The sequence below is a fragment of the Streptomyces sp. NPDC058052 genome (assembly GCF_042885515.1).
GTDB lineage: Bacteria > Actinomycetota > Actinomycetes > Streptomycetales > Streptomycetaceae > Streptomyces.
On the sequence record NZ_JBHVRX010000009.1, the window covers coordinates 50,321 to 75,074 of the forward strand.

Here is a 24,754-nt window from a genome sequence, read left to right on the forward strand (position 1 = left end):
CGAAAGCCTGGTGGCGGGGTTCTTCTTGGTATACCGTCGCGCGTACGCGAGGTCCGCGGGCTAGGAGAGCGGGTCTCCGATGTGGTGGACGCGGACCAGGTTGGTGGAGCCGGAGACCCCGGGCGGGGAGCCGGCCGTGATCACCACGATGTCGCCCTTCGCGCAGCGTCCGATCCGCAGCAGCTCCTCGTCGACCTGGGCGACCATCGCGTCCGTGGAGTCGACGTGCGGGCCGAGGAAGGTCTCCACGCCCCACGTCAGGTTGAGCTGCGAGCGGGTCGCCGGCTCCGGGGTGAAGGCCAGCAGCGGGATCGGCGAGCGGTAGCGGGAGAGCCGCCGCACGGTGTCGCCGGACTGGGTGAAGGCGACGAGGAACTTCGCGCCGAGGAAGTCGCCCATCTCGGCGGCGGCGCGGGCCACCGCGCCGCCCTGGGTGCGCGGCTTGTTCCGTTCGGTCAGCGGCGGCAGCCCCTTGGCGAGGACGTCCTCCTCCGCGGCCTCCACGATCCGGCTCATGGTGCGGACCGTCTCGATCGGGTGGCGGCCGACGCTGGTCTCGCCGGAGAGCATCACGGCGTCGGTGCCGTCGATGACGGCGTTGGCGACGTCGGACGCCTCGGCGCGGGTCGGCCGGGAGTTCTCGATCATCGAGTCGAGCATCTGGGTGGCGACGATGACCGGCTTGGCGTTGCGCTTCGCCAGCTTCACCGCGCGCTTCTGGACGATCGGGACCTGCTCCAGCGGCATCTCGACGCCGAGGTCGCCGCGGGCGACCATGATGCCGTCGAAGGCGGCGACGATCTCCTCGATGTTCTCGACCGCCTGCGGCTTCTCGATCTTGGCGATGACCGGAAGGCGGCGGCCCTCCTCGTCCATGATCCGGTGGACGTCCTCGATGTCCCGGGCGGAGCGGACGAAGGAGAGGGCGATGACGTCGGCGCCGATGCGCAGCGCCCAGCGGAGGTCCTCGACGTCCTTCTCGGAGAGCGCGGGGACGGAGACGGCGACGCCCGGCAGGTTGAGCCCCTTGTGGTCGGAGACCATGCCGCCCTCGACGACCCGGGTGTGGACGCGGGGGCCGTCGACGGAGGTGACCTCCAGGGTGACCCGGCCGTCGTCGACGAGGATCCGCTCACCGGCGGTGACGTCCTCGGCGAGGCCGGAGTAGGTGGTGCCGCAGCAGTGGCGGTCGCCCTCCATCGGCTCGACGGTGATGGTGAAGTCGTCGCCGCGTTCAAGGAGTACCGGACCCTCGCGGAAGCGGCCGAGCCGGATCTTCGGGCCTTGAAGGTCGGCGAGGACCCCGACGCTGCGGCCGCTCTCGTCGGCCGCCTTGCGGACCCGCCGGTAACGCTCCTCGTGCTCGGCGTAGGTGCCGTGGCTGAGGTTGAAGCGGGCCACGTCCATCCCGGCCTCGATCAACGCCTTGATCTGGTCGTATGTTTCGGTGGCGGGCCCAAGGGTACAAACGATTTTCGCTCGGCGCATGAGGCGAGCCTAGGGCCTTACCCATCAGTAGCCGGTGGGCTGGGCATGACTACTCAACAACCTTTCCGTGAAACGTTGTTGACAAGACTTGAATCTGTGCGCCGGCGTGCTCCGATGAGCGTTTTCCGTGCCCCCGGACCCTCCGTCTCAGAGTGCGGGCGGCAGCATCGTGAACCGCGCCACGACCTCGGCGGTGACCGTCCGCCGCTGCGGTTCGAGGTCGAGCACCGGTGCCCCGCCCGCCTCCTCCGCCGCGTACCCGACCGCCATCGGCGCGAAGCCGCCGCCCCTCGGCATGCCCGGCTCCGGCAGCCCGGCGTCCGAGAGTTCGAGGAGTGAGCCCAGCGAGGTGCCGAGCGCCTCCGCGTAGGCCCGCGCCCTGCGCACGGCCTCCGCGACCGCCAGCCGGCGCGCCTGCGCGTACGCCTCCGAGTCCGGGCGCAGCTCCCACCACGGCCCGTCCACCTCCGTCTGCTCCCGGTCCGCGAGCTCCGGCACCAGCTCGCCGAGGACCGTGAGGTCGGTGAGCTCGACGCCGATCCGCACCCGTCCCCGGTAGGCCCGCACCTGCTCGCCCCTCCCCCGGCGGGACGGCTCGGGGGCGATCGAGAAGCCGCCCGTCTCCACCTTCCCCACCGCGGTGCCGCGCGCCCTGAGGAGGCCGAGGACCTCGGTGTTGCGGCGGGTGAGGTCGGCGAGCACGGCGGAGCGGTCGCCGCCCCGCGCGGAGACGGTCAGCCAGAACCGGGCCAGCTCCGGCTCGACCTCCAGGCGGCCCTCGCCCCGGACCGTCACCTGGGGCGCCGCGGGGGTGGGGTGGGTGTGCGTCACGGCGGACTCCTCCGGGCCGGGGATCGGTGGCATACGAACACTTTCCCACTCCGTAACCCGATAGGGCTGTTGCCGCGGATGCGTCTGAGCCAGAATCTACGCGCGTTGTGCACCTGAGACAGCGCCACGAACCGAGGAGTACACACATGCCGCTGAACCGCCGGACCTTCCTGGAGAGCTCCGCCGCCATCGGAGCGGGAGCCGCCCTCACCGCCGGTGCCGCCTCCCCCGCGGCGGCCCAGGACCGCCGTCCCAGGCCGGCCAAGCGGTACTCCTTCACCGTCATGGGCACCACCGACCTGCACGGCAACGTCCTCAACTGGGACTACTTCACGGACAAGGAGTTCGACGACAAGGCCCACAACGACGTCGGCCTCGCCAAGATCTCCACCCTGGTGAACCAGGTCCGCGCGGCCAAGGGGCGCCGCAACACGCTCCTCATCGACGCGGGCGACACCATCCAGGGCACCCAGCTCTCGTACTACTACGCCAAGATCGACCCGATCACGAAGGCCGGCGGCCCGGTCCACCCGATGGCCCAGGCCATGAACGCCATCGGATACGACGCCGCCGCGCTCGGCAACCACGAGTTCAACTACGGCATCCCGGTGCTGCGGAAGTTCGAGGAGCAGTGCGACTTCCCGCTGCTCGGCGCCAACGCGCTCGACGCGAAGACGCTGCGCCCCGCCTTCCCGCCGTACAGCATCCACCGGCTGCGCACCCCGCACGGCAAGGACGTCAAGGTCGCGGTCCTCGGCCTCACCAACCCCGGCATCGCCATCTGGGACAAGGCCAACGTCAGCGGGAAGATGGTCTTCCCCGGCCTGGAGGAGCAGGCCGCGAAGTGGGTGCCGAAGCTGCGCTCCCTGGGTGCCGACGTCGTCGTCGTCTCCGCGCACTCCGGCTCCAGCGGCACCTCCTCCTACGGTGACCAGCTCCCGCACATCGAGAACGCCGCCGGGCTCGTCGCCGAGCAGGTCCCCGGCATCGACGCGATCCTCGTCGGGCACGCCCACACCGAGATCCCCGAGTACCGGATCGCCAACAAGGAGACCGGCAAGGAGGTCGTCCTCTCCGAGCCGCTGAAGTGGGGCCAGCGCCTCACCCTCTTCGACTTCGACCTCGTGTGGGAGAAGGGCCGCTGGACGGTGGAGAAGGTCGCCGCCCAGGTCCTGAACTCGAACACGGTCGAGGAGGACCCGAAGATCACCGGCCTGCTCTCCGACGAGCACAAGAAGGTCGTGGAGTACGTCAACACGGTCATCGGCACCTCCACCGCCGTCATGACCACGGCCGACGCGCCGTGGAAGGACGAGCCGATCATCGACCTGATCAACGTCGTCCAGGCGGAGACGGTGAAGGCGGCGCTGGCCGGCGGCGCGTACGCCGCCCTGCCGGTGCTCTCGCAGGCGTCCTGCTTCTCCCGGACCGCCCGCATCCCGGCCGGGCAGATCACCATCAAGGACGCCGCCGGCCTCTACCCCTTCGAGAACACCCTGGAGGCCCGCCTGATGACGGGCGCCCAGCTGAAGGAGTACCTGGAGTACTCGGCGAAGTACTACGTCCAGACCCCGGCGGGCGTCCCCGTCGACACCGCGAAGCTCACCAACGCGGACAACACCCCGGACTACAACTACGACGCCGTCTCCGGGCTGGCCTACGAAATCGACATCGCGAAGCCGGCCGGGCAGCGGATCACCGGCCTCTCCTTCGAGGGCAAGCCCCTCGACCCGGCCGCGACGTTCGTCCTCGCCGTCAACAACTACCGCGCCAGCGGCGGCGGCGCCTTCCCGCACGTCGCCAAGGCCCAGCAGCTGTGGGCGAACTCGGACGAGATCCGCAACACGATCATCCAGTGGGTGCGGGCCAAGGGGACGGTCGACCCGGGGCAGTTCGCGTCCGTGGACTGGAAGCTGACCCGGGACGGCGTGCCGGTCTTCTGATTCCTACTGCTGCACGAGAGGCGTCAGCTTCCGGCCCTGGGCCGGAACGCTCGGCGCCTCTCGCGCGTCCAGGCCGAAACGGGTGAAGGCGGTCCGGCCCGGCAGCGGGTACGGCTCCTTCCCCGTGACCGTGTTGAGGATGACCGCGCTGCGCCAGGCGGCGAGACCCAGGTCGGGGGCGCCCACGCCATGGGTGTGGCGCTCGGCGTTCTGCACGTACACGGCGCCGGTGACCGACGGGTCGAGCACCAGCCGGTACCGCTCGTCGACCTTCGCCCGGCCCGCCGCGTCGTGCCGCAGATACGGGTCGAGGCCGGCCAGCATCCGGTCCACCGGACGCTCCCGGTAGCCGGTGGCGAGGACGACGGCGTCGGTGGTGAGCCGGGAGCGGGTGCCCTGCTGGACGTGCTCCAGGTGCAGCTCGACCTGGGTGGTGGCGACCCGGCCCGCCGTGCGGACCCGGACGCCGGGGGTGAGGACGGCGTCCGGCCAGCCGCCGTGCAGGGTGCGGCGGTAGAGCTCGTCGTGCAGCGCGGCGATGGTGTCCACGTCGATGCCCTTGTGCAACTGCCACTGGCGGGGCATCAGTTCGCCCCGGACCGGCTCGGGCAGGGCGTGGAAGTAGCGGGTGTAGTCGGGCGTGAAGTGCTCCAGGCCCAGCTTCGAGTACTCCATGGGCGCGAACGCCTCGGTGCGGGAGAGCCAGCTGATCCGCTCGGCACCGACCGGGCGGGCCCGCAGCAGGTCGAGGAAGACCTCGGCGCCGGACTGGCCGGAGCCGATGACGGTGACGTGGCCGGCGGCGAGCAGCCGCTCCCGGTGGGCGAGGTAGTCGGCGGCGTGGATCACCGGCACGCCGGGGGCGTCGGCGAGCGGCCGCAGCGGCTCGGGGACGTACGGCTCGGTGCCGACGCCCAGGACCACGTTCCGGGTGTAGGCGCGGCCGAGGGCGGCGGCCTCGCCGTCCTGGTCGAGCTGGGTGAAGTCGACCTCGAAGAGCTTCCGTTCCGGGTTCCAGCGGACCGAGTCGACCTGGTGGCCGAAGTGCAGGCCGGGGAGGCGCTCGCTGGCCCAGCGGCAGTAGGCGTCGTACTCGGCGCGCTGGATGTGGAACTTCTCGGCGAAGTAGAAGGGGAAGAGCCGCTCGCGGGACCTCAGGTAGCTGAGGAAGGACCAGGGGCTGGCCGGATCGGCGAGCGTCACCAGGTCGGCGAGGAAGGGGACCTGGAGGGTGGCGCCCTCGATGAGGAGGCCCGGGTGCCAGTGGAAGGCGGGGCGCTGCTCGAAGAAGGCCGCGGCGAGCCCGCCGGGGACGCCGTCGGCGAGGGCGGCGAGCGAGAGGTTGAACGGGCCGATGCCGACGCCCACCAGATCGTGCGGGCGGTCGAGGTCCTGCTGAGGGGTGCTGCCGGTCATCGGTCGCTGTCGCCTTCCACGAGGGTGATGAGCTGGGCCAGGTCGTCGGGGGTGGTGTGCGGGTTGAGGAGGGTGGCCTTCAGCCAGAGGCGGCCGTCCGCCTCGGCGCGGCCGAGGACGGCCCGGCCGTCGGCGAGGAGGGTGCGGCGGAGGGCCGCCACCCGCGCGTCCTCGGCGCCGGCGGGGCGGAAGAGGACGGTGGTGAGGGCGGGCCGGGCCCGCAGCTCCAGGCCGGGGGCCTTCTCGACCAGGTCGGCCAGGTCCTGGGCGCGCTCCATGCACAGGTCCACCAGGGCGCCGAGCCCGGAGCGGCCGAGGGCGCGCAGGGTGACGGCCGCCTTGAGGACGTCGGGGCGGCGGGTGGTGCGCAGGGAGCGGCCGAGGAGGTCGGGGAGGCCGGCCTCGGTGTCGTCGCCGGCGTTGAGGTAGTCGGCGGTGTGGGCGAGGGCGGTGAGGTCCCCGGCGTCGCGGACGGCGAGGATTCCCGCGGCGACCGGCTGCCAGCCGAGCTTGTGCAGGTCGAGGGTGACGGTACGGGCCCGGTCCAGGCCCGCCAGGAGGTGCCGGTGGGTGCGGCTGAGGAGGAGCGGGCCGCCGTAGGCCGCGTCGGCGTGGAGCTCGGCGCCGTGCGCGGCGCAGACGTCGGCGAGTTCCGGCAGCGGGTCGATCAGCCCCTCGTCGGTGGTGCCGGCGGTGGCGGTGAGGAGGACGGGACCGTCCAGGCCGGCGAGGACGCGGGCCACGGCCTCCGGGTCGAGGACGCCCCGCGGAGTGGGGACGGTGACCGGCTCGGGGAGCCCGAGGAGCCAGGCGGCGCGGCGGACGGAGTGGTGGGCGTGGGCGCCGGCGACGGTGGTGAGGGCGGTTCCGTGCCGTTCGCGGGCGAGGAGCAGGGCCAGCTGGTTGGCCTCGGTGCCGCCGGTGGTGACGAGCGCGTCGGGGCGGGCGGCCCGCGGGAAGACCTCGGCGGCGAGGGCGGCGGTGACCTCCGCCTCCAGGGCGGAGGCGGCCGGCGCCTGGTCCCAGGAGTCCATGGAGGGGTTGAGGGCGGCGGCGGCCAGGTCGGCGGCGGCGGCCACGGCGAGCGGCGGGGTGTGCAGATGGGCGGCGCACAGCGGGTGGGCGGGGTCGGCGGCTCCCGCGGCGACCAGATGGACCAGGGTGCGCAGGGCCTCGTCCGGTCCGCTGCCGGTCTCGGGGAGGACGGTTCCGAGGGTGGCGCGGACCCGTGCCGTGATCGCTCCGGGCCCGCCGGCGGGCAGCGGGCCGCCGCGTTCCTCCGCGCCGGTGCGCAGGGCGTCCAGGGCGATCCCGAGGAGGCGGCTGAGCGGAGTGGGCTGGGCGGCGAGGGGTGGCGGGGGTGCGGCACGCATGGACGACAGCGTGCCGGGGCCGGGCGGGGTCTGTCCGGAGACCTCGGTGACATGACCCGAACGAGGGACGGCGGCTTGCGGCCGCCCGTGCCGCGGGCCCGGCGCGGTGGAGTCGCGCCGGGCCCGCGGGCGGGGGTCAGCTCGCGCGGACGCGCAGGGCGCGGGCCAGGTCGTCGAGCTGGTCGACGAGCTTGCGGTGGAGGGCCGGGATCATGGCCCCGTCGGCGAGCCGGCGCTCGCCGAGGGCGAGGGAGGCGGCGTCGACCGCGTACGCGGGGAAGGCGTAGCGGCCGGCGGCCTCGGCCATGGCGGGGCCGCGGCGGTCGCCGAGGGCGACGGCGTCGTCGTAGAAGCGGTCCACGTACTCCTGGACGAGGTCGGCCTGTTCGGGCTGCCAGAAGCCGAGGGCGGTGGCGGTGAACAGGTAGTTCGACAGGTCGTCGGAGTCGAACATGGCCGCCCAGGCCGCGGCCTTGGCCTCCGGGTCCGGGAGGGAGGCGCGGCAGCGGGCCGCGCCCTCCTGGCCGGTGGCGCTGGGGTCGCGCGCCAGCTCGGCGGCGATGGCGGCCTCGTCGGTGGCGCCGAGGACGGCGAGCCGGGCGAGGATGCGCCAGCGCAGCTCCGGGTCGAGCTCGGGGCCGCCGTGGACGGTGCCCTCGTCGAGCCAGGTGGCGATCTGGTCGGGGGTGGTGGCGCTGTCGACGAGGGTGCGGACGGCGGTCAGGCGCAGGCCGGGGTCGTCGCCGTCCTCGGTGCGGCGGAGCAGGGCGCGGGCGATCTCGCGGAGGCCGGCGAGGGCGGCGGGGCGCTGCTCGCCGGTGACGTACCGGTCGGCGATCTGGGTGCGGGCGAAGGCCAGGACGCCCTGGACGATGCCGAGTTCGGTCTCCTCGGGGAGGTGGGCGAGGGCGGTCTCCAGGTAGGCGGCGGGCTCCAGTCCGCCGTCGCGGACCATGTCCCGCAGGCTGTTCCAGACGACGGCGCGGGCGAGCGGGTCGGGGATGCGGGAGAGGCCGCGGAGGGCGGTCTCCTCGGAGTCCTCGTCGAAGCGGAGCTTGGCGTAGGTGAGGTCGGTGTCGTTGAGGACGACGAGGGCGGGGCGGGGGCCGCCGATCCGGACGGGCTCCTGCTGCGGCACGTCGAGGGCGACGCGCTCGCGCAGGGCGAGTTCGCCGTCGGGGCGGCGGTCGTAGAGGCCGGCCTCGATGCGGTGGGGGCGGCTGCCCGCGCGGTCGACGGTGAGGTCCCAGCGGTTGCCCTCGCCGGTGAGGCGGGGGGTGAGGGTGTCGACGCCGGTGGTGCGGAGCCACTGCTCGGCCCAGGCGTGGACGTCGCGGTCGGTGGCGGCGGCGAGGTTGTCGATGAAGTCGGCGAGGGTGGCGTTGCCGAACCGGTGGCGCTTGAAGTGGATGTTGATGCCGGCGAGGAAGTCCTCCTCGCCGAGCCAGGCGACGAGCTGGCGGAGGGCGGAGGCGCCCTTGGCGTAGGAGATGCCGTCGAAGTTGAGGAGGGCGGAGGCGGTGTCGGGGACGGCCTCCGGGTCCGGGGCGACGGGGTGGGTGGAGGGGCGCTGGTCGGCGTCGTACCCCCAGGACTTGCGGGTGACGCCGAAGTCGATCCAGGTGTCGGCGAAGAGGTCGGAGCACGCCTCGTTGATGGTCTGGTAGCCCATGTACTCGGCGAAGGACTCGTTCAGCCAGATGTCGTCCCACCAGCGGAGGGTGACGAGGTCGCCGAACCACATGTGGGCCATCTCGTGGGCGATGACCATGGCGCGGGTCATCCGCTCGGTGGCGGTGACGGCGGAGCGGAAGACGAACTCGTCGCGGAAGGTGACGAGGCCGGGGTTCTCCATGGCGCCGGCGTTGAACTCGGGGACGAACGCCTGGTCGTAGGAGTCGAAGGGGTACGGCTCGTCGAACTTCTCGTGGAAGCGGTCGAAGCACGCCCGGGTGACGGCGAGGATCTCGTCGGCGTCGGCGTCGAGGTGGGGGGCGAGGGAGCGGCGGCAGTGGATGCCGAGGGGGAGTCCGGCGTGCTCGGTGCGGACCGAGTGCCAGGGGCCGGCGGCGACGCAGACGAGGTAGGTGGAGATCGGCGGGGTGGGTGCCGCGGTCCAGCGCCCTTCCTCCTGCCGCTCGGTGACGCCGTTGGAGAGGACGGTCCAGTCCTCGGGGGCGGTGACGGCGACCTCGAAGACGGCCTTCAGGTCGGGCTGGTCGAAGGCGGCGAAGACGCGCTGGACGTCCTCCATGAAGAGCTGGGTGTAGGTGTAGGACTCGCCGTCGGTGGGGTCGAGGAAGCGGTGCATGCCCTCGCCGGTGTGCGAGTAGCGCATGGTCGCGGTGAGGGTCAGCTCGTGCTCGCCCTCGGTGAGGCTCAGCGGGAGCCGGTTCTCGGTGAGGTCCGCGGGGTCGAGGGACTTGCCGTCGAGGGTGACGGAGTGCAGGGTGTCCGGCTTGACTTCGACGAAGGTGTCCCCGGCGGCGCGGGCGGTGAAGCGGATGCGGCTGGTGGACCCGAAGGTCTCGTCGCCTCCTGTGAGGTCGAGGTCCACCGCGTAGTGGTGGACGTCGAGCAGCTGGGCACGGGTCTGCGCTTCGTCGCGCGTCAGTACGGACATGGGCCCTATGCTGCCCGATCGTCCGGGCGGGGGGCAGGGGTGGTGTCGAACGGGCCCGGGAGGAGGGCCCGGCGGCGGGCCGGGGCGGACCGCCGGGCGTCAGGCGAGGCCGGTGCCGTCGAGGTGGGCGAAGGCGGCGGTGATGCGCGGACGGTCGTAGCCGGCGGGTCCCGCGGCGCCGCTGGAGACGAGGGCGGCGAGCAGCAGCCGGGCCTTGGCGGGGTCGAGCGGGCCGGCCGGGACGAGGCCGTGGTGGAGGAGGTCGTACTCGGAGCCGGGGCCGCGGTAGGTGTCGCTGAGGCCGGTGCCCGATCCGGTGCGGGAGGCGAGGACGACCGGGACGCGGCGGGCGATCCCGGCGAGGGGTTCGACGAGCCAGGAGGGGGCGTGGCCGGCACCGAAGGCGGCGACGACGAGGCCCTGGAAGCGGTCGTCGACGGCGGAGAGGAGTTCGCCGCGGTCGCCGAGGCTCAGGGTGAGCAGGGCGATCCGGACCGTGGGGTCGTAGGAGAGGCGGCAGGGCGCGGTGGGCACGGTGGGGCGGAGCAGGATCCGCGGGGTGCCCTCGACGACGGTGCCGAGGGGGCCGGCGCCGGGCGAGGCGAAGGTGGCGATCGAGGTGGTGTGGGTCTTGCGGGCGTGCCGGGCGGCGTGGATCTCGTCGGCGAGGACGACGAGGACGCCGAGACCGCGGCAGGCGGGGTCGGCGGCGACGGCGAGCGCGGCGGCGAGGTTGGCGGGGCCGTCGGCGCCGGGCAGGTCGGGGCGGCGCATGGCGCCGGTGACGGCGATGGGGGCCCGGTCCGTGGGGCAGAGCAGGTCGAGGAGGAAGGCGGTCTCCTCCAGGGTGTCGGTGCCCTGGACGACGACGACGCCGGAGCCGGCGGCGACGGCCTCGTTCACCTCTGCGGCGAGGGCGGCGAGGTCCTCGGGGGTGAGGGAGGAGGAGGGGAGCCGGCGGAAGTCCCGGAGGTCGACGTCCTCGGGCGCGCCGAGGGCGGCGAGGACCTCGGGGCCGGTCATGCGGCCCAGCTCACCGCCGCGCGCGGAGATGGTCCCGCCGAGGGTGAAGACCGTGACGCGGCTCATCAGCGTGCTCCGTCCGCGATCGTCTCGTGGTGGCGGATGACCTCGGCGATGATGAAGTTGAGGAGCTTCTCCGCGAAGGCCGGGTCCAGTTTCGCGCTCTCGGCGAGTTCGCGCAGCCGGGCGATCTGGCGGGCCTCGCGGGCCGGGTCGGCGGGCGGCAGCTGGTGCTCGGCCTTGAGGACGCCGACCTGCTGGGTGCACTTGAAGCGTTCGGCGAGCATGTGGACGACGGCGGCGTCGATGTTGTCGATCGACTCGCGCAGCCGGGTCAGCTCGGCGCGGACGGACGGGTCGATGTCGCTGGAGTCGTTCCTGGTGTCGCTCATGGTCAGCGAGCCTATCCGGAGTCCCCGGTGAGGGTCGGCGGGTGTTCGGGATCCGGTACGCGGTCGCTCCAGCCGCCGTGGACGGCCCGGCCCTGCTGGTCGCGGAAGCGGACGGGGGCGAGTCCGACCCGTCGGGTGAAGAGCCGGGAGAAGTAGGCGGGGTCGTCGTAGCCGACGCGGCGGGCGACGGCGGCGACGGGCAGTTCGGTGGCGGCGAGGAGTTCCTTGGCGCGGCCGAGCCGGACGGTGAGCAGGTAGTCCTTGGGGCTGCATCCGGCGGCGCGGCGGACGGCGGTGCGGAGTTCGGCGGCGGTCATGCCGTGCCGGGCGGCGTGTTCGGCGACGGAGAGCGGCTGGAAGGCGTCGCGGGCGAGGCCGGTGAGGACGGGGTCGCCGTCGGTGTCGGTGTCGGCGCGGGCGCGGCGCAGGGCGACGAGGAGTTCGTGGACGGCGGCGGCGGTCTCGACCTCCAGGAGCGGGTTGCCGGGGCGGGCGGCGCGGGCGATGCGGCCGATGGCGGCGCGGGCGGGGGCGGCGTCGGCGAGGGGGACGACGGGCCGGTCGGGTTCGATGTAGCCGAGTTCGGTGTAGGTGGCGGCGGCGGGTCCGGTGAAGTCGACGAAGGACTCGTCCCAGCCGGTGGCGGGGTCGGCGCCGTAGTGGTGGGGGACTCCGGGGGTGAGCCAGAGGAGGGCGGGGGCGGAGACGGGGGTGGTGCGGCCGTCCGCGGAGCGGTACCAGCCGCCGCCCGCGGAGACGAGGACGGCGACGTGGTGGTCGAGGGTGCGGGGGCCGACGACGGGGAGCCTGCCGTGCTGGAGTCCGACGCCGAGGCAGACGAGGCCGAGGCGGTGGTGGACCGGTCCGGGCGTGAAGTAGCGCATCCAGGTGTGGTACATCCGCCGGCCTGCCCTTCCCGCGCTTTCTAACGTCCAAACTGCGACGATCTTTGTCCATGGACCGGCCCGCCGCCAGGGGGTCAGGGTGAGGCCATGAGCACGTTCGCTGTGGGTGACGAGGACTTTCTGCTGGACGGGCGGCCGGTGCGGCTGCTGTCGGGGGCGCTGCACTACTTCCGGGTGCACGAGGGGCACTGGGAGCACCGGCTCGGGATGCTGCGGGCGATGGGCCTGGACTGCGTGGAGACGTACGTGCCGTGGAACCTGCACGAGCCGGAGCCGGGCCGGTACGCGGATCCGGAGGCGCTGGGCCGGTTCCTGGACGCGGTGGCGGCGGCCGGGATGCGGGCGATCGTGCGCCCGGGGCCGTACATCTGCGCCGAGTGGGAGAACGGCGGGCTGCCGCACTGGCTGACGGGGCCGCTGGGGCGGCGGGTGCGGACCCGGGATCCGGAGTTCCTGGCGGCGGTGGAGACCTGGTTCCGGCGGCTGCTGCCGCAGGTGGTGGCGCGGCAGGCGCACCGGGGCGGCCCGGTGCTGATGGTCCAGGTGGAGAACGAGTACGGGAGTTACGGGAGCGACTCCCGCTATCTGGAGTGGCTGGCGGGGCTGCTGCGGGAGTGCGGGGTGTCGGTGCCGCTCTTCACCTCGGACGGGCCGGAGGACCACATGCTGACGGGCGGTTCGGTGCCGGGGGTGCTGGCGACGGCGAACTTCGGCTCGGGCGCGGAGGAGGGTTTCGCGGTGCTGCGCCGGCACCGTCCGTCGGGGCCGCTGATGTGCATGGAGTTCTGGTGCGGCTGGTTCGACCACTGGGGCACGGAGCACGCGGCGCGGGACGCGGCGGACGCGGCGGAGGCGCTGCGGGAGGTCCTGGAGTGCGGGGCGTCGGTGAACCTCTACATGGCGCACGGGGGCTCGAACTTCGGCGGCTGGGCGGGCGCGAACCGCTCCGGCGACCTGCACGACGGCCGGCTGCTGCCGACGGTGACCTCGTACGACTACGACGCCCCGGTGGACGAGTGGGGGCGGGCGACGGAGAAGTTCCACCGCTTCCGCGAGGTGCTGGGGACGTACGCGGCGGGTCCGCTGCCGGAGGTGCCGGAGCCGCCGGCCCGGCTGGCGGCCCCGGTGCGGGCGGAGGCGGCCGGGTGGGCGTCGCTCGGCGCGGTGCTGACGGCGCTGGGCGGGGAGGAGACCGGTTCGGGGGTGCCGCCGACCTTCGAGGAGCTGGGCGTGGACCGGGGTCTGGTGCGGTACCGGTTCTCCGTGCCGGGACCGCGGCAGCCGTATCCGCTGGCGGTGACGGGGCTGCGGGACCGGGCACGGGTCTGGGTGGACGGGGTGTTCGCCGGGGTGCTCACGGAGGAGGACGCGGTGCTGCCGGAGCCGGTGGCGGGGCCGGCCGTGGTCGATCTGTGGGTGGAGTCGCTGGGCCGGGTGAACTACGGGCCGCGGCTCGCCGAGCCGAAGGGGATCACCGGCGGGCTGCTGCACGAGCGGCAGTACGTGCACGGGGTGCGGGCCCGGGGGCTGCGGCTCGACGCGTTCACGGCGGAGGCGGTGGCCGGGGTGCCGTTCGGGGCGGTGCCGGAGGGCGGCGGGCCGGGCCTGTACCGGGCCGTCGCGGAGGTGGCGGGCGCCGGGGACGCGGAGCTGCGGCTGCCGGGCGCGGGCCGGGGCTTCGTCTGGGTGAACGGCTTCTGCCTGGGCCGGTACTGGCCGTCGGAGGGGCCGCAGGAGGGGTTGTTCGTGCCGGGTCCGGTGCTGCGGGAGGGCGCGAACGAGGTGTGGGTGCTGGAGCTGGAGGGGGACGGCGCCGGGCGGGTGGAGCTGGCCTGAACCGGGCCCGGACGGCAAAGGCCCCGGGGGCGTGCGGGTCGCGCCGGGCGGGGTGTGCCCGGACGGGGAGGGGCCGGGTGGCGCGGGACCGGGCGGGCGTGCCCGGACGGGGAGGGGCCCCGGGGCGCTGTGCCGCCCCGGGGCCCCCGTCCGTGGGGTTACAGCGTGGCCGCGGCGGACTTGATCGCGGCGGCGAAGGTCGAGACCTCCGTGTAGACGCCGGGGTAGCCGGCGCGGGCGCAGCCCTCGCCCCAGCTCACGATGCCGACCTGGATCCAGGCGCCGGCGTTGTCCTTGCGGAACATCGGGCCGCCCGAGTCGCCCTGGCAGGTGTCGACGCCGCCCTGGCTGTAGCCGGCACAGATCTCCTCGGACGGAACGAGGTCGCTGCCGTAGGAGGACTGGCAGGAGGCGTCCGAGACGAACGGGACGTTCGCCTTGAGCAGGTAGCGCTGCTGGGCGCCGCCCTCGCGGGCCGCGCCCCAGCCGGCCACGGTGAAGGTGCCGCTGTTGTACGCGGTGGTCTCGGCGATCTTCAGGGTGGGCAGCGAGGTGATGGGGCTGGCCAGCTTGATGAGGGCCCAGTCCTTGCCCTTGCCGTTGTAGCCGGGGGCCTGGAGGACCTTGGTGGAGCGGACCTTGATGGCGCTGCTCGACTGGAGGTCCACGACGCCGGCGGTGGCGGTGATGGAGGTGTTGTTGCCGGAGCCGCTGACGCAGTGGGCCGCGGTGAGGACGACCTGCGGGCTGATCAGGGAACCGCCGCAGCCCATCGACAGCCGGACCATCCAGGGGAACTCGCCCTGGGCGGCGCGGGTGCCGCCGACGACGGGCGCGGGGGCGGCGGTGGCGGAGGAGACGGGCTGGAGGCTGAGCGCGGCGAGCGCGACGGCGCCGGCGGCGGCGAGTTTCTGCAGGGTGCGGACGAGTCGGTTCTTCTGCACGGTCTGCCTTCTCTCGTGGGGGGTTCATGGGGGGTGCGGCCCTGACGGCGGGTCGCGCACGGGGACCGCGGGCGGCGACCCTCGGTGTGACATGCGCCCGTCAAGGCATGTCCGGATTATGGACAGCCCTCAACTGCCGCCACAAGGAAGCCTTTTCGGCCAGACGTCACGAGCGGACCGTACAGTGGGGAGCGAGGGGGAACGCCCATGACGGACCGCCACAGGGCCGACCGGGTCGGCCGGGACACCCACGGGGTGGAGCACGGCTTCCCCCACCGCGAGGCCGTACGGGCCTCGCTCACCGCGCTCTACCGGCGCGTCGGCCCCACCGGCGTCGGCCGCTACCCGACCAGCGTGGCCGCCGCCGACGTGACCCTCGGCGCCGGTGAGGACCCCCTGCTCGGCGCCACCCGGGTCGCCGGGGTCCTGGTGCGCCACCTGCGGCTCCCGGAGGCCCCGGCGGTGGTGTCCTTCCGGCGGATGGAGCACGCCGCCACCGTCGAACCCGCCGCGGGACCCGAGTACGTCGTCGAGCTCAACGAGCGCTTCCGGGCCCGCCCCCGGGACATCGGCGCGGCCCTCGCCCACGAGATCACCCACGTCCTGCTGCACCGGCTGGACCTGGGCTTCCCCGACACCGGGCGGAACGAGATCCTCACCGACGTGGTGACCGCCTACCTCGGCGCCGGCTGGCTGCTTCTCGACGCCTTCCGCCAGGACGGGGCCGAGAGCCAGAAACTCGGCTACCTGACGCCCGAGGAGTTCGGCTGGGTGCTCGCCCAGCGGGCCGAGCTCTTCGGCGAGGACCCCTCGCCGTGGTTCACCAGCGCCGTCGCCTACGAGGCGTGGCGGCGCGGCCGGGCCGAGGCCGACCGGGAGCGGCGGCTGCCCCCGCTGGCCGGGGCGGGCTGGGCCGACCGCCGCCGCTACGTCCGCGAGCGGCGCCTGGGCCGGGCCGCGCCCGGCGCCCCGTACGCCTTCGACGGCGGCGCCCCGGCGACCGGCGTCGCCTTCCCCTGCCCCGTCTGCCGGCAGCGGCTCCGCGTCCCGGCCGGCCGGAGCCTCAGGGCCCGCTGCCGGCTGTGCGGGACGGTCCTCGACTGCGCCGGATGACCGTGCCGCCGGACCGAAAATGCCGCGCCTCCCCCGCTCCCGGACGGAACAATGCGGACATGACACGGAGTTTCGAGGACCTGGTGGCGGAGGCCGAGGCGGCGCCGATGGAGGGCTGGGACTTCTCCTGGCTCGACGGGCGGGCCACCGAGGAGCGGCCCTCCTGGGGCTACCAGCGGCTGCTGGGCGAGCGCCTGGGCGCGGCCACCGCCGCGCTGGACGTGCAGACCGGCGGCGGGGAGGTGCTGGCCGGGGCCGGGAAGCTGCCGCCGCTGACGGCGGCCACCGAGTCCTGGCCGCCGAACGTGGCGAAGGCGACCCGGCTGCTGCACCCGCTCGGCGCGGTCGTCGTCCACGACGAGGACGAGCCGCCGCTGCCCTTCGGCGACGCCGCCTTCGACCTGGTCGTCAGCCGCCACCCGGTGACCGTGTGGTGGGCCGAGATCGCCCGGGTGCTGCGGCCCGGCGGCACGCACTTCTCCCAGCAGGTGGGCCCGGCCAGCGTCTTCGAGCTGGTCGAGTACTTCCTCGGACCGCTGCCGGAGGAGGTCCGCCGGGCCCGGCACCCCGAGGACGCGCGGCGGGACGCCCAGGCGGCCGGCCTGGAGGTCGTCGACCTGCGGGCGGAGGAGCTGCGGACCGAGTTCCGGGACATCGGCGCCGTGGTCTGGTTCCTGCGGAAGGTGATCTGGATGGTGCCCGGATTCACCGTGGAGGCGTACCGGGACCGGCTGCGGGAGCTGCACGGACGGATCGGCGGGGAAGGGCCGTTCGTGGCCACGACGACCCGGTTCCTCATCGAGGCGCGCAAGCCCTGAGCCGGCCGGAACGGATTTGCGCCGGGACCCGACGGCGGGTCAGGGTCGTTCCATGACGACGCTGTTCGACGCCATCACGAGCGGGGACGAGGACGCGGTCGTCCGGGCCCTGCGCGCGGGGGCCGACCCCGAGTCCACCGACGACGGGGAGACCGCCCTCTACCGGGCGGCGGTCGCCGGCGAACCGGCGATCGTCCGGCTGCTGCTCGCCGCCGGCGCCGATCCCGCCCGGGCGAGCGGTCCCGGCGCCGGCGACCTCCCGCTCTGCGGCGCGGCCTGCGGCGGGGCCGCGGGGACGGTACGGGCGCTGCTCGCCGCGGGCGCGCCGCCCGACCAGGAGGAGGAGTTCGGCTTCACCGCGCTCGCCTGGGCGGTGCGGCTCGGCCACGCGGAGACCGTACGGGTCCTGCTCGACCACGGCGCCGACCCCGACCGCCCCGGCCCCGACGGCCTCGCCCCGCTGGCCGCCGCCGCCCGGCGCGGCTCCACCGCCTGCGTACGGGCGCTGCTCGACCACGACGCGCGGGGCGCGGCGCCGGCCCTGCGGGAGGCGCGGCGGTGGATCGGCGTGGACATGGCGGCCGAGCTGCGGCGCGGCCTGGTCGCGGGGAACGACAGCGGGGAGACGTACGAGGCCGTGGTCCGGCGGGTCCGGGAGGACGGCGGCGTCACCGTGGTCGTCGAGCTGCTGCGGGAGGACGGCCGGCCCGGGCGCGGCGACGAACGGCAGACCGGGCACGCGGCCGTCGCGACCCTCCTGGAGGCGGCGCTCGGCCGGCGCACCCCGCACGAGGAGCTGGCGGCCCGGGCGCTGCGCCCCGGAGACCCGGAGCTCGACGACTGGACGACGGCGGTGGCCGAACTCGCCGGGCGGGCCGACGAGGAGACCTTCGTGGCGGCGGCCGCCTGGTGCGCCTACCGGGATCCGCTGCGGCGGGCGCTCGGCGCCCGGGTCCTCGGCGCGCTGCCGGGGTTCGCGGCGAGCGCGGTGCCGGTGCTGCGGCGGCTGGCGGCGGAGGTGACGGGCCCGGCGCGGGAACCGGTCCTGTCGGTGGTGACGGCGCTCGGGGCGTGCGCGGACCCGGCGGCCGTGCCGGAGCTGCTGGCCGCCGCGGCCCACCCGGACCCCGAGGTGCGGCGGGCGGCGGCCGGCGCGCTGGCGGGGCTCGTGCCGGCCGGGGACATGGACGCGCTGGGGGTGCTACTCGGGCTGAGCCGGGACGGGGACGCGCGGGTGCGGGACTGGGCGGTGCTGGCCCTCGCCGAACTGCCGGACGACACACCGCTGGTGCGGGAGGCGCTGGCGGAACGGCTCGCGGACCCGGACCCGGAGACGGCGGCGGAGGCGGCCCGGGGGCTCGCGATCCGGCAGGACCCGCGGGCGGTGGACGCGCTGGCGGCGGTCCTGGCGGACGGCGACGCGGACGGCGCTCCCCGCGAGACGGCCCTGGCCGCCCTGGAGTTCGTGCGCGACGCCCGGGTCCGGACCCGGCTGGAGTGGATCCCCCCGCGCGGTCACTGACCGGCGCGGGGGGGGCGGGTCGCTCGTTCTCGGTCACGGCCGCCCGCGGCGGGCCGGGGCTCGGCGGCCCGGCGAGGGCGCGGGCGCCGAGGCCCGCGGCAGGGCGGCCTGTCGAGGACACGTGGCAGGGCTGCGCCTAGGCTCCGTACACCGCCTGCGGGGGCTCCGCGAGGGCCAGGAGCTTGCGGGCGGTGTCGCCGGCCTCCGCCGGGGTCCGGCGGCCGCCGCTGGACTCGCTCGGGCCCGGGCGCCAGCCCTCCATCACCGTCATCCGGCCCCCCTCGACCTCGAAGACCCGGCCGGTGACGCCCGCCGAGCCCGCCGAGCCGAGCCAGACCACCAGCGGCGAGACGTCCTCGGGGAGGGCCTGGAGGCCGTCGAAGACCTGCTCGGTCATCCGGGTGCGGGCGGCCGGGGCGATGGCGTTGACCTGGACGCCGTACCGGGCGAGTTCGGCGGCGGCGACCAGGGTGAGGCCGACGACGGCCGCCTTGGCCGCCGCGTAGTTGCCCTGCCCGACGCTGCCGAGGAGCCCGGCGCCGGAGGTCGTCTGCACGACCCGCGCCTCGGGCGTGCGCCCGGCCTTCGCCTCGGCCCGCCAGTGCGCGGCGGCGTACCGCAGCGGCAGGAAGTGGCCCTTGGCGTGGACGCGCATCACGGCGTCCCAGTCCTTCTCGTCGAGGTTGACCAGCATCCGGTCGCGCAGGAAGCCGGCGTTGCAGACCAGGGTGTCGAGCCGGCCGAAGGCGTCCAGGGCGGCGGTGACGAGCGAGGCGGCGCCCTCGGTGGAGGCGATGTCGCCGCCGTGGGCGACGGCCTCGCCGCCGGCGGCCCTGATCTCCTCGACGACGGCGGTGGCCGGGCTGTCGGGTCCGGGCGTGCCGTCGAGGCCGACGCCCAGATCGTTGACGACGACCCGGGCGCCCTCGGCGGCGAAGGCGAGCGCGTGCGCCCGCCCGAGTCCGCGGCCCGCTCCGGTGACGACCACCACGCGCCCTTCGCAGATCCCCATCTCGACTCCCCTTCAAGGCTGTTTGGACATCACGACTGTTCCCGCCGTACGGGCTTCCGCACACCACGGCCGTGCGGACGTCACGGCCGCCCGGACCTCGCGGCCGCCCGGACGGGGGCGGGCACGACCCTCCCGCCCGGCCCCGTCGACTGCTACCTTCCTCCCCGGGAGGCCGCCTAACAAGCGTTTGGTTGAAAGTGTCCCGGGCGCTGCCGCGCGCCTCCGCCCGCACCCCTTCCCCCCTCAGTAAGGGAGTCCGCCATGTCTCTGTCGAGACGCGCACTGCTGAGCACCGCCGGAGCCGCCGCCGTCGTGGCGGCGGTCGCCCCGCCCGCCGCCGCGGCCCGCCCCCACTCCCCCGGCCCCCTCCGGCAGATCCCCCTCCAGGGCGCGGTGAACGTCCGCGACCTGGGCGGATACCGCACCCACGACGGCGAGCGGGTCCGGCACGGCCTCGTCTACCGGGCCGACCACCTCGGCAAACTGACCGACGCCGACCTGACCACCCTCGGCGGGCTCGGGCTCTCCCGGGCGATCGACTTCCGGATCCCGCTGGAGGTCGCCTCCGACGGGGCCGACCGGCTGCCCGCCGGGGTGACCGCCGTCTCCCGGCCGATCACCGACAACGGCCTCTTCGGGCAGCTGCACGCCGTGATCGGCTCACGCGACCCGGTCCGGCAGGAGGAGGCCCTGGGCGGCGGCCGGGCTGCCGCCTTCATGGCGGCCGTGTACCGCACCTTCGTCACCGACCCCGCGAACCGGGACGCCTTCGGGCGGACCCTGCGCGAACTCGCCGCACCCGGCTCCGGCCCGGTGCTCTACCACTGCACCTCGGGCAAGGACCGCACCGGCTGGACGAGCTGGCTGGTCCTGCGGCTCGTCGGCGTGCCGGAACGCCTCGCCACCGAGGACTACCTGGCCTCCAACACGATCCGCGCCGCGCACGACGCCCGGGTCCGCGAGGGCCTTCGGCAGTCCGGCCTGATGCGGAACCCCGAACTGATCGTGCCGCTCCAGGAGGTCCGCGTGGAGTACCTGGACGCGGCGCTCGCGGAGGTCCGCGCCGGCTACGGCTCCCTGTACCGCTATGTGACGGCCGGCCTGGGCCTGGACCTGCGCACCCTGGCGGGTCTGCGGGAGCGGCTGGCCGGCTGACGCGGGTGCGGCGCGGCCCGTGCGGGGGCCGCGCCCGCCCGCGTACCGCCGGCGGCGGTCAGGCGCGGAGGGCGATGCCGTCCAGGACCATCGACAGGTACTGGCGGGCGATCTCCTCGGGGGTGTGCCGTCCGCCGGGCCGGTACCAGGAGGCCGCGACCCAGACGGTGTCGCGGACGAAGCGGTAGGTGAGCCGGATGTCGAGGTCGGCGCGGAACACGCCGTCCGCGACCCCGCGCTCCAGGGTGCCGAGCCACGCCTTCTCGAACCGGCTCTGCGAGTCCGCGAGGTAGGCGAAGCGGGGCAGGTCGGTGAGGTGCCGGGACTCCTTCTGGTAGATGGCGACGGCGGCGCGGTGCCGGTCGATCTCCCGGAAGGACTCGGTGACGAGGGCCTCGATGGTCTCCCGGGGGCCGAGGCCGGCGGCGAGGACGGCGTCGTACCCCTCCCACAGCTCGGTGAGGAAGGTGGACAGGATCTCGTCGAGCATCGACTCCTTGGAGTCGAAGTGATAGTAGAGGCTGCCGGCGAGCATGCCGGCGGCGTCCGCGATCTTGCGGACGGTGGTGGCGTTGTACCCCTGGGCCGCGAACACCTCGGCGGCGGTGTCGAGGAGTTCGCGGCGCCGCTCGGGCGCGGCGGCGTTCACCGGGTTCTTTTTCTTGGTCGCTGACACCCGCCCATTGTCGTCGCTCCGGGGCCGGCCGCCGCCGTACGCCCTCCGGAACCCGTCCGGGTGCGCCTCAGCCGTCCGCGCGCGGCGGGGCGTCGTCGTTGCCGCGCCGCAGCGTCCGGAGCGGGCGTCCCGGGCGCCAGGTGGTGAAGCAGATCTCCTCGCCCTCCACCCAGGTCCTCACGACCTCGGCGGGCTCGGCCCGGAAGAGGTGGAAGGGCAGCGGCGCCCCGGCCTCGGCGGCGTACCGGGCGAGCTCGTCCGGATCGGTGACCTCGACGGCCCGCCCGGAGATCCGGACGTCCCCGCCGCCCATGTCCGTGCCGCCGCCCGGGTTGGCGAGCAGCGCGAACCGCGGGTCGCGCCGGAGGTCGAGGGCCTTCCGCGAGTTCGGCATCATGCCGAGCCACAGCTCGCCGTCCCGGAAGTCGGCCTCGATGCCGCTCAGCCGCGGCGAGCCGTCCTTGCGGAGGGTGGCGAGGGCGTGGTGGGTGTACTGCCCGAAGCGCTCCCGCACGGTGGCGGCCAGCGCGGGCTCGGCGGTCGCGAAGGCGGCCCAGGTGGTGGTTCCGGTGTCTCGCATGGCTTCAGGAAACACCGGATACCCGACATCCACTGTCCGGATTGCTCCGGACGCCCGCTCCCGCCGGGATCCGGAAGGGGCGGCCCGGGTCCGGGCCGACGACACGACGCGCCGCTCCCTCGTCCGGCCTGATCCGCAAGGGGGGCCTAGGAGCCGGCCCGCTCCGCCTTGCTGCGCTCCACGCAGAACTCGTTGCCCTCCGGGTCGGCCAGGGTCGCCCAGCCCGTGCCGTCCGGGTTCCGGTGGTCGCCGACGAGGGTCGCGCCGAGGGCGAGCAGCCGCTCGACCTCCTCGTCGCGGGTGCGGTCCTGCGGCTGGAGGTCGAGGTGGACGCGGTTCTTGACGGCCTTCGGCTCCGGGACGCGGATGAAGAGGAGACCGGCCCCCTCCGACTCGACGAGGGCCTCGGGGTCGCCGGGCGCGTCGTCGTCGGAGACCTTGGAGTCCAGCACCTTCGCCCAGAACTCGGCGAGGGCGTAGGCGTCGGCGCAGTCGATGGTCACGTGGCGTACGAGAGAACTCATGCGGCCATGATCCTCCGCGCCCGCGGCCCCGGCCACCGCTTTCAGCCGCGGACGATGCCCTGCGCGCGGGCGGCGGCGAGCCACCGGGGGAACTCGGCGACCAGCCGGTCGTACAGCTCCCCGTCCGCGACCCGGCCGGGGTCCTTCCCGGCGTGGAAGAAGCCGGAGTTGTCGACGCACCGGCGTTCGGGGACGGCGAGTTCGTCGAGCCGGCGCAGGAAGTCGAACTGCTTGCTGCCGGGGTCGCCGAAGCCGACGAACTGCCAGAAGAGCGGCAGCCGGGCCGCCTTGCAGACGTACCGCTCGGCGGCGAGCCGGTTGATGGGGCCGCCGTCGGTCTGGAAGACGACGAGGGCGGGCGCGGTGGCCCCGCTGTCGAGATAGTGGTCGATGACCGCGTCCATGGCGAGGTGGTAGCTGGTCCTGCCCATGTGGCCGAGCCCGGCGACGATCCGCTCGACCCGGCCCTGGTGGTCGTCGATCCGGATCTCGGTCTCGGCGTCGACGTCGGTGGAGAAGAAGACGACCGGCACCCGGCCGTCGTCGTCGAGCTGGGCGGAGAGCCCGAGGACCCGGTCGGCGAGGGCCTGGACGCTGCCGTCGGCGTAGTACGGCTTCATCGAGCCGGAGTAGTCGACCACCAGGTAGACGGCGACGCGCTGCCCGTCGACGCCGTGCCGGCGCAGCGACTCCCCCGCCGACTTGTACAGGCTGACCAGCGCGGGCGCGGTCTCCTCCACCTTGCGCAGGCTCAGTGCCATCTCAGCGCTCCCCCTCGGCTCTCTCGATGTCGGCGAGCATGGCGTCGGCCAGGTCGCGTTCGGCGGCGTGGTACCGCTCGGCCCAGGTGAGGGTGAGCAGCGGGTACGCCCACGTCTCGTCCGCCCCCGCCTCGGCCGCGTCGGCGGCGGCGCGCCGGCGCAGGGACTCGGCGTGGTCGCGGTGGGTGGTCAGGATCTCCCGGACCCGGGCGGGTTCCAGGAGGTGGCCGAGCCAGAGCCGCAGCAGCGGCCCGTGCTTGAGGACGGGCGGGTCGACGGGGGCGGTTCCGGCCCAGGCGCGGACGGCGGCCAGGCCCTCGCCGGTGATGCGGTAGACCCGCTTGTCGCGGCTGCCGGAGTCGGGGGCGACGAGGCGGGAGGTGGCGTAGCCGGTGGTCTCCAGACGGCGCAGCTCGCTGTAGATCTGGCTGAAGGACGGGCTCCAGTAGAAGAGTCCGAGCGAGCGGTCGGCCCATTTCTTGCAGTCGTAGCCGGACAACTCCCGTCCGAAGGAGAGCAGTCCGAGCACGGCCCAGCTCGTCGCGGGAAGCTCGGGCACGCTCTGGTCGTCCACCACGACGGCAGTGTACGGCCCTTCCGCCTCCTCCCTATGACTGCTAGAAGTATTTCGATCCGGCATACAGCGGGATCCGCGAACGGGAGGAGCAGCCCGTGAAGTTCTCCATGATCTTCGAAGCACAGCTCGTCGACCCGGCCCCCGCCCATGAGCACCAGGTGCTCCGCGACTGCGTCGAACAGGCCGTCCTCGCCGAGGAGATGGGCTTCGACCGGATCTGGGCGGTGGAGCACCACTCCCTCACCCGGTACGCGCACATGAGCGCGTCCGAGATCTTCCTGACCTGGGTGGCGGCCAGGACCGAACGGATCCGCGTCGGGCACGGCGTGGTGACCATGCCGTTCGGCTACCAGCACCCGGTCCGGGTGGCCGAGCGGACCGCGATGCTCGACGTCCTCTCCGGCGGCCGGGTCGACATCGGCGCCGGGCGGGGCGCGACCCGCCGGGAGATGAGCATGTTCGGGGTGCGTCCCGAGGACACCCGGCCGCAGACCGAGGAGGCGCTGCGGATCCTGGCGGCGGCCTGGCGGGAGGAGGAGTTCGAGTGGCACGGGACGCTCGACATCGGTCCCGGCGCGGTCCTGCCCCGCCCGGTCCAGACCCCGCATCCGCCGCTCTTCATGGCCTGCTCGCAGCACGCGTCGCTGCGGCAGGCCGCCGAACTCGGGATCGGGGCGCTGGTGCTGGGCTTCGCGGGCGCCGACGACGTACGGGCGATGCGGACGGTGTACGACGAGGCGCTGGCCGCCCGGGACGGCTCACGGTTCGTCTCCACGGAGGTCAACGACCACTTCTCGGCGCTCTGTCCGACGATCGTCCTCGACGACGCGGCCCGCGCGTTCCGGCTCGGCACCCGCGGCCAGCGCTTCTTCGCCGAGTCGATCGCCCACTGGTACGGCGGCGGCCCCGCCCCCACCGGGTACGCGGAGGACGAGGACCATACGGCGGCGCTCGCCGGCCGGCGGGACGCCCTGGTGGCGCGGCTGCACGCGGCCGACGTCCCGGCCCGTCCGGTCGACACCGGCACGTACCACACCGATCACGCCTACGGCGACGCGGAGACGGCGGTCGCCTACGTGGAACGGCTCCGCCTGATCGGCGTCGACGAGGTGATGTGCCTGATCCAGATGGGCACGGTGCCGCAGGAGGTCTGCCTGGAGACGATCCGCCAGTGGGGCGAGCGGGTCATCCCGCGCTTCCGCGCGCCACGGGAACCGCACGGGTGACGCCACGACGCCCGCC

22 protein-coding genes are annotated in these 24,754 nt (G+C 74.4%); 7 read left to right on the plus strand and 15 right to left on the minus strand.

What is annotated here, in order from left to right; all coding sequences use genetic code 11:
• Window positions 1–60 precede the first annotated feature (60 nt).
• The gene (gene pyk / locus ACFVU3_RS14990; RefSeq protein WP_390066318.1) at window positions 61–1,488 is read right to left on the minus strand and encodes a pyruvate kinase; all 1,428 of its coding nucleotides are present in this window, start codon (window positions 1,486–1,488) and stop codon (window positions 61–63) included.
• A 147-nt stretch (window positions 1,489–1,635) separates the two neighbouring features.
• Window positions 1,636–2,352, minus strand: a complete 717-nt coding sequence (locus tag ACFVU3_RS14995) for an SIMPL domain-containing protein (protein ID WP_390066319.1) — start codon at window positions 2,350–2,352, stop codon at window positions 1,636–1,638.
• A gap of 113 nt (window positions 2,353–2,465) precedes the next feature.
• Here ACFVU3_RS14995 and ACFVU3_RS15000 point away from each other — a divergent pair, with 113 nt between their 5' ends.
• A complete protein-coding gene (locus ACFVU3_RS15000; RefSeq protein WP_390066320.1) occupies window positions 2,466–4,262 on the plus strand; it encodes a bifunctional metallophosphatase/5'-nucleotidase in 1,797 nt (598 codons plus the stop codon).
• 3 nt (window positions 4,263–4,265) lie between these two features.
• On the opposite strand, the gene ACFVU3_RS15005 is transcribed toward ACFVU3_RS15000, so the two are convergent.
• From ACFVU3_RS15005 to ACFVU3_RS15030, 6 genes are all read right to left on the minus strand, one after another.
• The gene (locus tag ACFVU3_RS15005) at window positions 4,266–5,678 is read right to left on the minus strand and encodes a lysine N(6)-hydroxylase/L-ornithine N(5)-oxygenase family protein (protein ID WP_390066321.1); all 1,413 of its coding nucleotides are present in this window, start codon (window positions 5,676–5,678) and stop codon (window positions 4,266–4,268) included.
• On the minus strand, window positions 5,675–7,051 hold the full coding sequence (locus ACFVU3_RS15010) for a pyridoxal phosphate-dependent decarboxylase family protein (RefSeq protein WP_390066322.1): 1,377 nt from the start codon (window positions 7,049–7,051) through the stop codon (window positions 5,675–5,677). The genes ACFVU3_RS15005 and ACFVU3_RS15010 overlap by 4 nt, the downstream gene beginning before the upstream one ends.
• A 136-nt stretch (window positions 7,052–7,187) precedes the next feature.
• Window positions 7,188–9,674 carry an aminopeptidase N gene (pepN, locus tag ACFVU3_RS15015; protein ID WP_390066323.1) on the minus strand — a complete coding sequence of 829 codons (2,487 nt, stop codon included), beginning with the start codon at window positions 9,672–9,674 and terminating at the stop codon, window positions 7,188–7,190.
• A 99-nt stretch (window positions 9,675–9,773) separates the two neighbouring features.
• On the minus strand, window positions 9,774–10,763 hold the full coding sequence (locus ACFVU3_RS15020) for an asparaginase domain-containing protein (RefSeq protein WP_390066324.1): 990 nt from the start codon (window positions 10,761–10,763) through the stop codon (window positions 9,774–9,776).
• Window positions 10,763–11,089, minus strand: coding sequence for a chorismate mutase (locus ACFVU3_RS15025; RefSeq protein WP_031002643.1), 327 nt, complete (start codon window positions 11,087–11,089; stop codon window positions 10,763–10,765). Before ACFVU3_RS15025 ends, ACFVU3_RS15020 begins: the two co-directional genes overlap by 1 nt.
• An 11-nt stretch (window positions 11,090–11,100) precedes the next feature.
• The gene (locus tag ACFVU3_RS15030) at window positions 11,101–11,988 is read right to left on the minus strand and encodes an AraC family transcriptional regulator (RefSeq protein ID WP_390066325.1); all 888 of its coding nucleotides are present in this window, start codon (window positions 11,986–11,988) and stop codon (window positions 11,101–11,103) included.
• A 93-nt stretch (window positions 11,989–12,081) separates the two neighbouring features.
• Here ACFVU3_RS15030 and ACFVU3_RS15035 point away from each other — a divergent pair, with 93 nt between their 5' ends.
• Window positions 12,082–13,830, plus strand: a complete 1,749-nt coding sequence (locus tag ACFVU3_RS15035) for a beta-galactosidase family protein (RefSeq protein ID WP_390066326.1) — start codon at window positions 12,082–12,084, stop codon at window positions 13,828–13,830.
• 158 nt (window positions 13,831–13,988) lie between these two features.
• Here ACFVU3_RS15035 and ACFVU3_RS15040 read toward each other — a convergent pair whose 3' ends face one another.
• Window positions 13,989–14,774, minus strand: coding sequence for a serine protease (locus tag ACFVU3_RS15040; RefSeq protein WP_351100059.1), 786 nt, complete (start codon window positions 14,772–14,774; stop codon window positions 13,989–13,991).
• 207 nt (window positions 14,775–14,981) lie between these two features.
• Between ACFVU3_RS15040 and ACFVU3_RS15045 the strand changes: the two genes are divergently transcribed.
• The 3 genes from ACFVU3_RS15045 to ACFVU3_RS15055 are packed head-to-tail and all read left to right on the plus strand — an operon-like array spanning window position 14,982 to window position 18,227.
• The gene (locus ACFVU3_RS15045; RefSeq protein ID WP_390066327.1) at window positions 14,982–15,887 is read left to right on the plus strand and encodes a hypothetical protein; all 906 of its coding nucleotides are present in this window, start codon (window positions 14,982–14,984) and stop codon (window positions 15,885–15,887) included.
• Window positions 15,888–15,946: 59 nt separating this feature from the next.
• Window positions 15,947–16,705 (plus strand): class I SAM-dependent methyltransferase, encoded by a 759-nt coding sequence (locus tag ACFVU3_RS15050; protein WP_390066328.1) that lies wholly within the window; start codon window positions 15,947–15,949, stop codon window positions 16,703–16,705.
• A 52-nt stretch (window positions 16,706–16,757) separates the two neighbouring features.
• Window positions 16,758–18,227, plus strand: coding sequence for an ankyrin repeat domain-containing protein (locus ACFVU3_RS15055; RefSeq protein WP_390066329.1), 1,470 nt, complete (start codon window positions 16,758–16,760; stop codon window positions 18,225–18,227).
• A 136-nt stretch (window positions 18,228–18,363) separates the two neighbouring features.
• Here ACFVU3_RS15055 and ACFVU3_RS15060 read toward each other — a convergent pair whose 3' ends face one another.
• Window positions 18,364–19,239 carry an SDR family oxidoreductase gene (locus tag ACFVU3_RS15060; protein ID WP_390066330.1) on the minus strand — a complete coding sequence of 292 codons (876 nt, stop codon included), beginning with the start codon at window positions 19,237–19,239 and terminating at the stop codon, window positions 18,364–18,366.
• A gap of 261 nt (window positions 19,240–19,500) precedes the next feature.
• On the opposite strand from ACFVU3_RS15060, the gene ACFVU3_RS15065 reads away from it, so the two are divergent.
• A complete protein-coding gene (locus tag ACFVU3_RS15065) occupies window positions 19,501–20,394 on the plus strand; it encodes a tyrosine-protein phosphatase (RefSeq protein WP_390066331.1) in 894 nt (297 codons plus the stop codon).
• Window positions 20,395–20,452: 58 nt separating this feature from the next.
• On the opposite strand, the gene ACFVU3_RS15070 is transcribed toward ACFVU3_RS15065, so the two are convergent.
• From ACFVU3_RS15070 to ACFVU3_RS15090, 5 genes are all read right to left on the minus strand, one after another.
• Window positions 20,453–21,070, minus strand: a complete 618-nt coding sequence (locus tag ACFVU3_RS15070; protein ID WP_390066332.1) for a TetR/AcrR family transcriptional regulator — start codon at window positions 21,068–21,070, stop codon at window positions 20,453–20,455.
• 67 nt (window positions 21,071–21,137) lie between these two features.
• Window positions 21,138–21,650 carry a pyridoxamine 5'-phosphate oxidase family protein gene (locus tag ACFVU3_RS15075; protein ID WP_390066333.1) on the minus strand — a complete coding sequence of 171 codons (513 nt, stop codon included), beginning with the start codon at window positions 21,648–21,650 and terminating at the stop codon, window positions 21,138–21,140.
• Between the two features lie 146 nt (window positions 21,651–21,796).
• Window positions 21,797–22,174 (minus strand): VOC family protein, encoded by a 378-nt coding sequence (locus ACFVU3_RS15080; RefSeq protein ID WP_390066334.1) that lies wholly within the window; start codon window positions 22,172–22,174, stop codon window positions 21,797–21,799.
• Between the two features lie 41 nt (window positions 22,175–22,215).
• The gene (locus ACFVU3_RS15085; protein WP_390066335.1) at window positions 22,216–22,935 is read right to left on the minus strand and encodes a VWA domain-containing protein; all 720 of its coding nucleotides are present in this window, start codon (window positions 22,933–22,935) and stop codon (window positions 22,216–22,218) included.
• Between the two features lies 1 nt (window position 22,936).
• Window positions 22,937–23,512 (minus strand): PadR family transcriptional regulator, encoded by a 576-nt coding sequence (locus tag ACFVU3_RS15090; RefSeq protein ID WP_390066336.1) that lies wholly within the window; start codon window positions 23,510–23,512, stop codon window positions 22,937–22,939.
• 95 nt (window positions 23,513–23,607) lie between these two features.
• Here ACFVU3_RS15090 and ACFVU3_RS15095 point away from each other — a divergent pair, with 95 nt between their 5' ends.
• Window positions 23,608–24,738 carry an LLM class flavin-dependent oxidoreductase gene (locus ACFVU3_RS15095; protein WP_390066337.1) on the plus strand — a complete coding sequence of 377 codons (1,131 nt, stop codon included), beginning with the start codon at window positions 23,608–23,610 and terminating at the stop codon, window positions 24,736–24,738.
• Window positions 24,739–24,754: the final 16 nt, after the last annotated feature.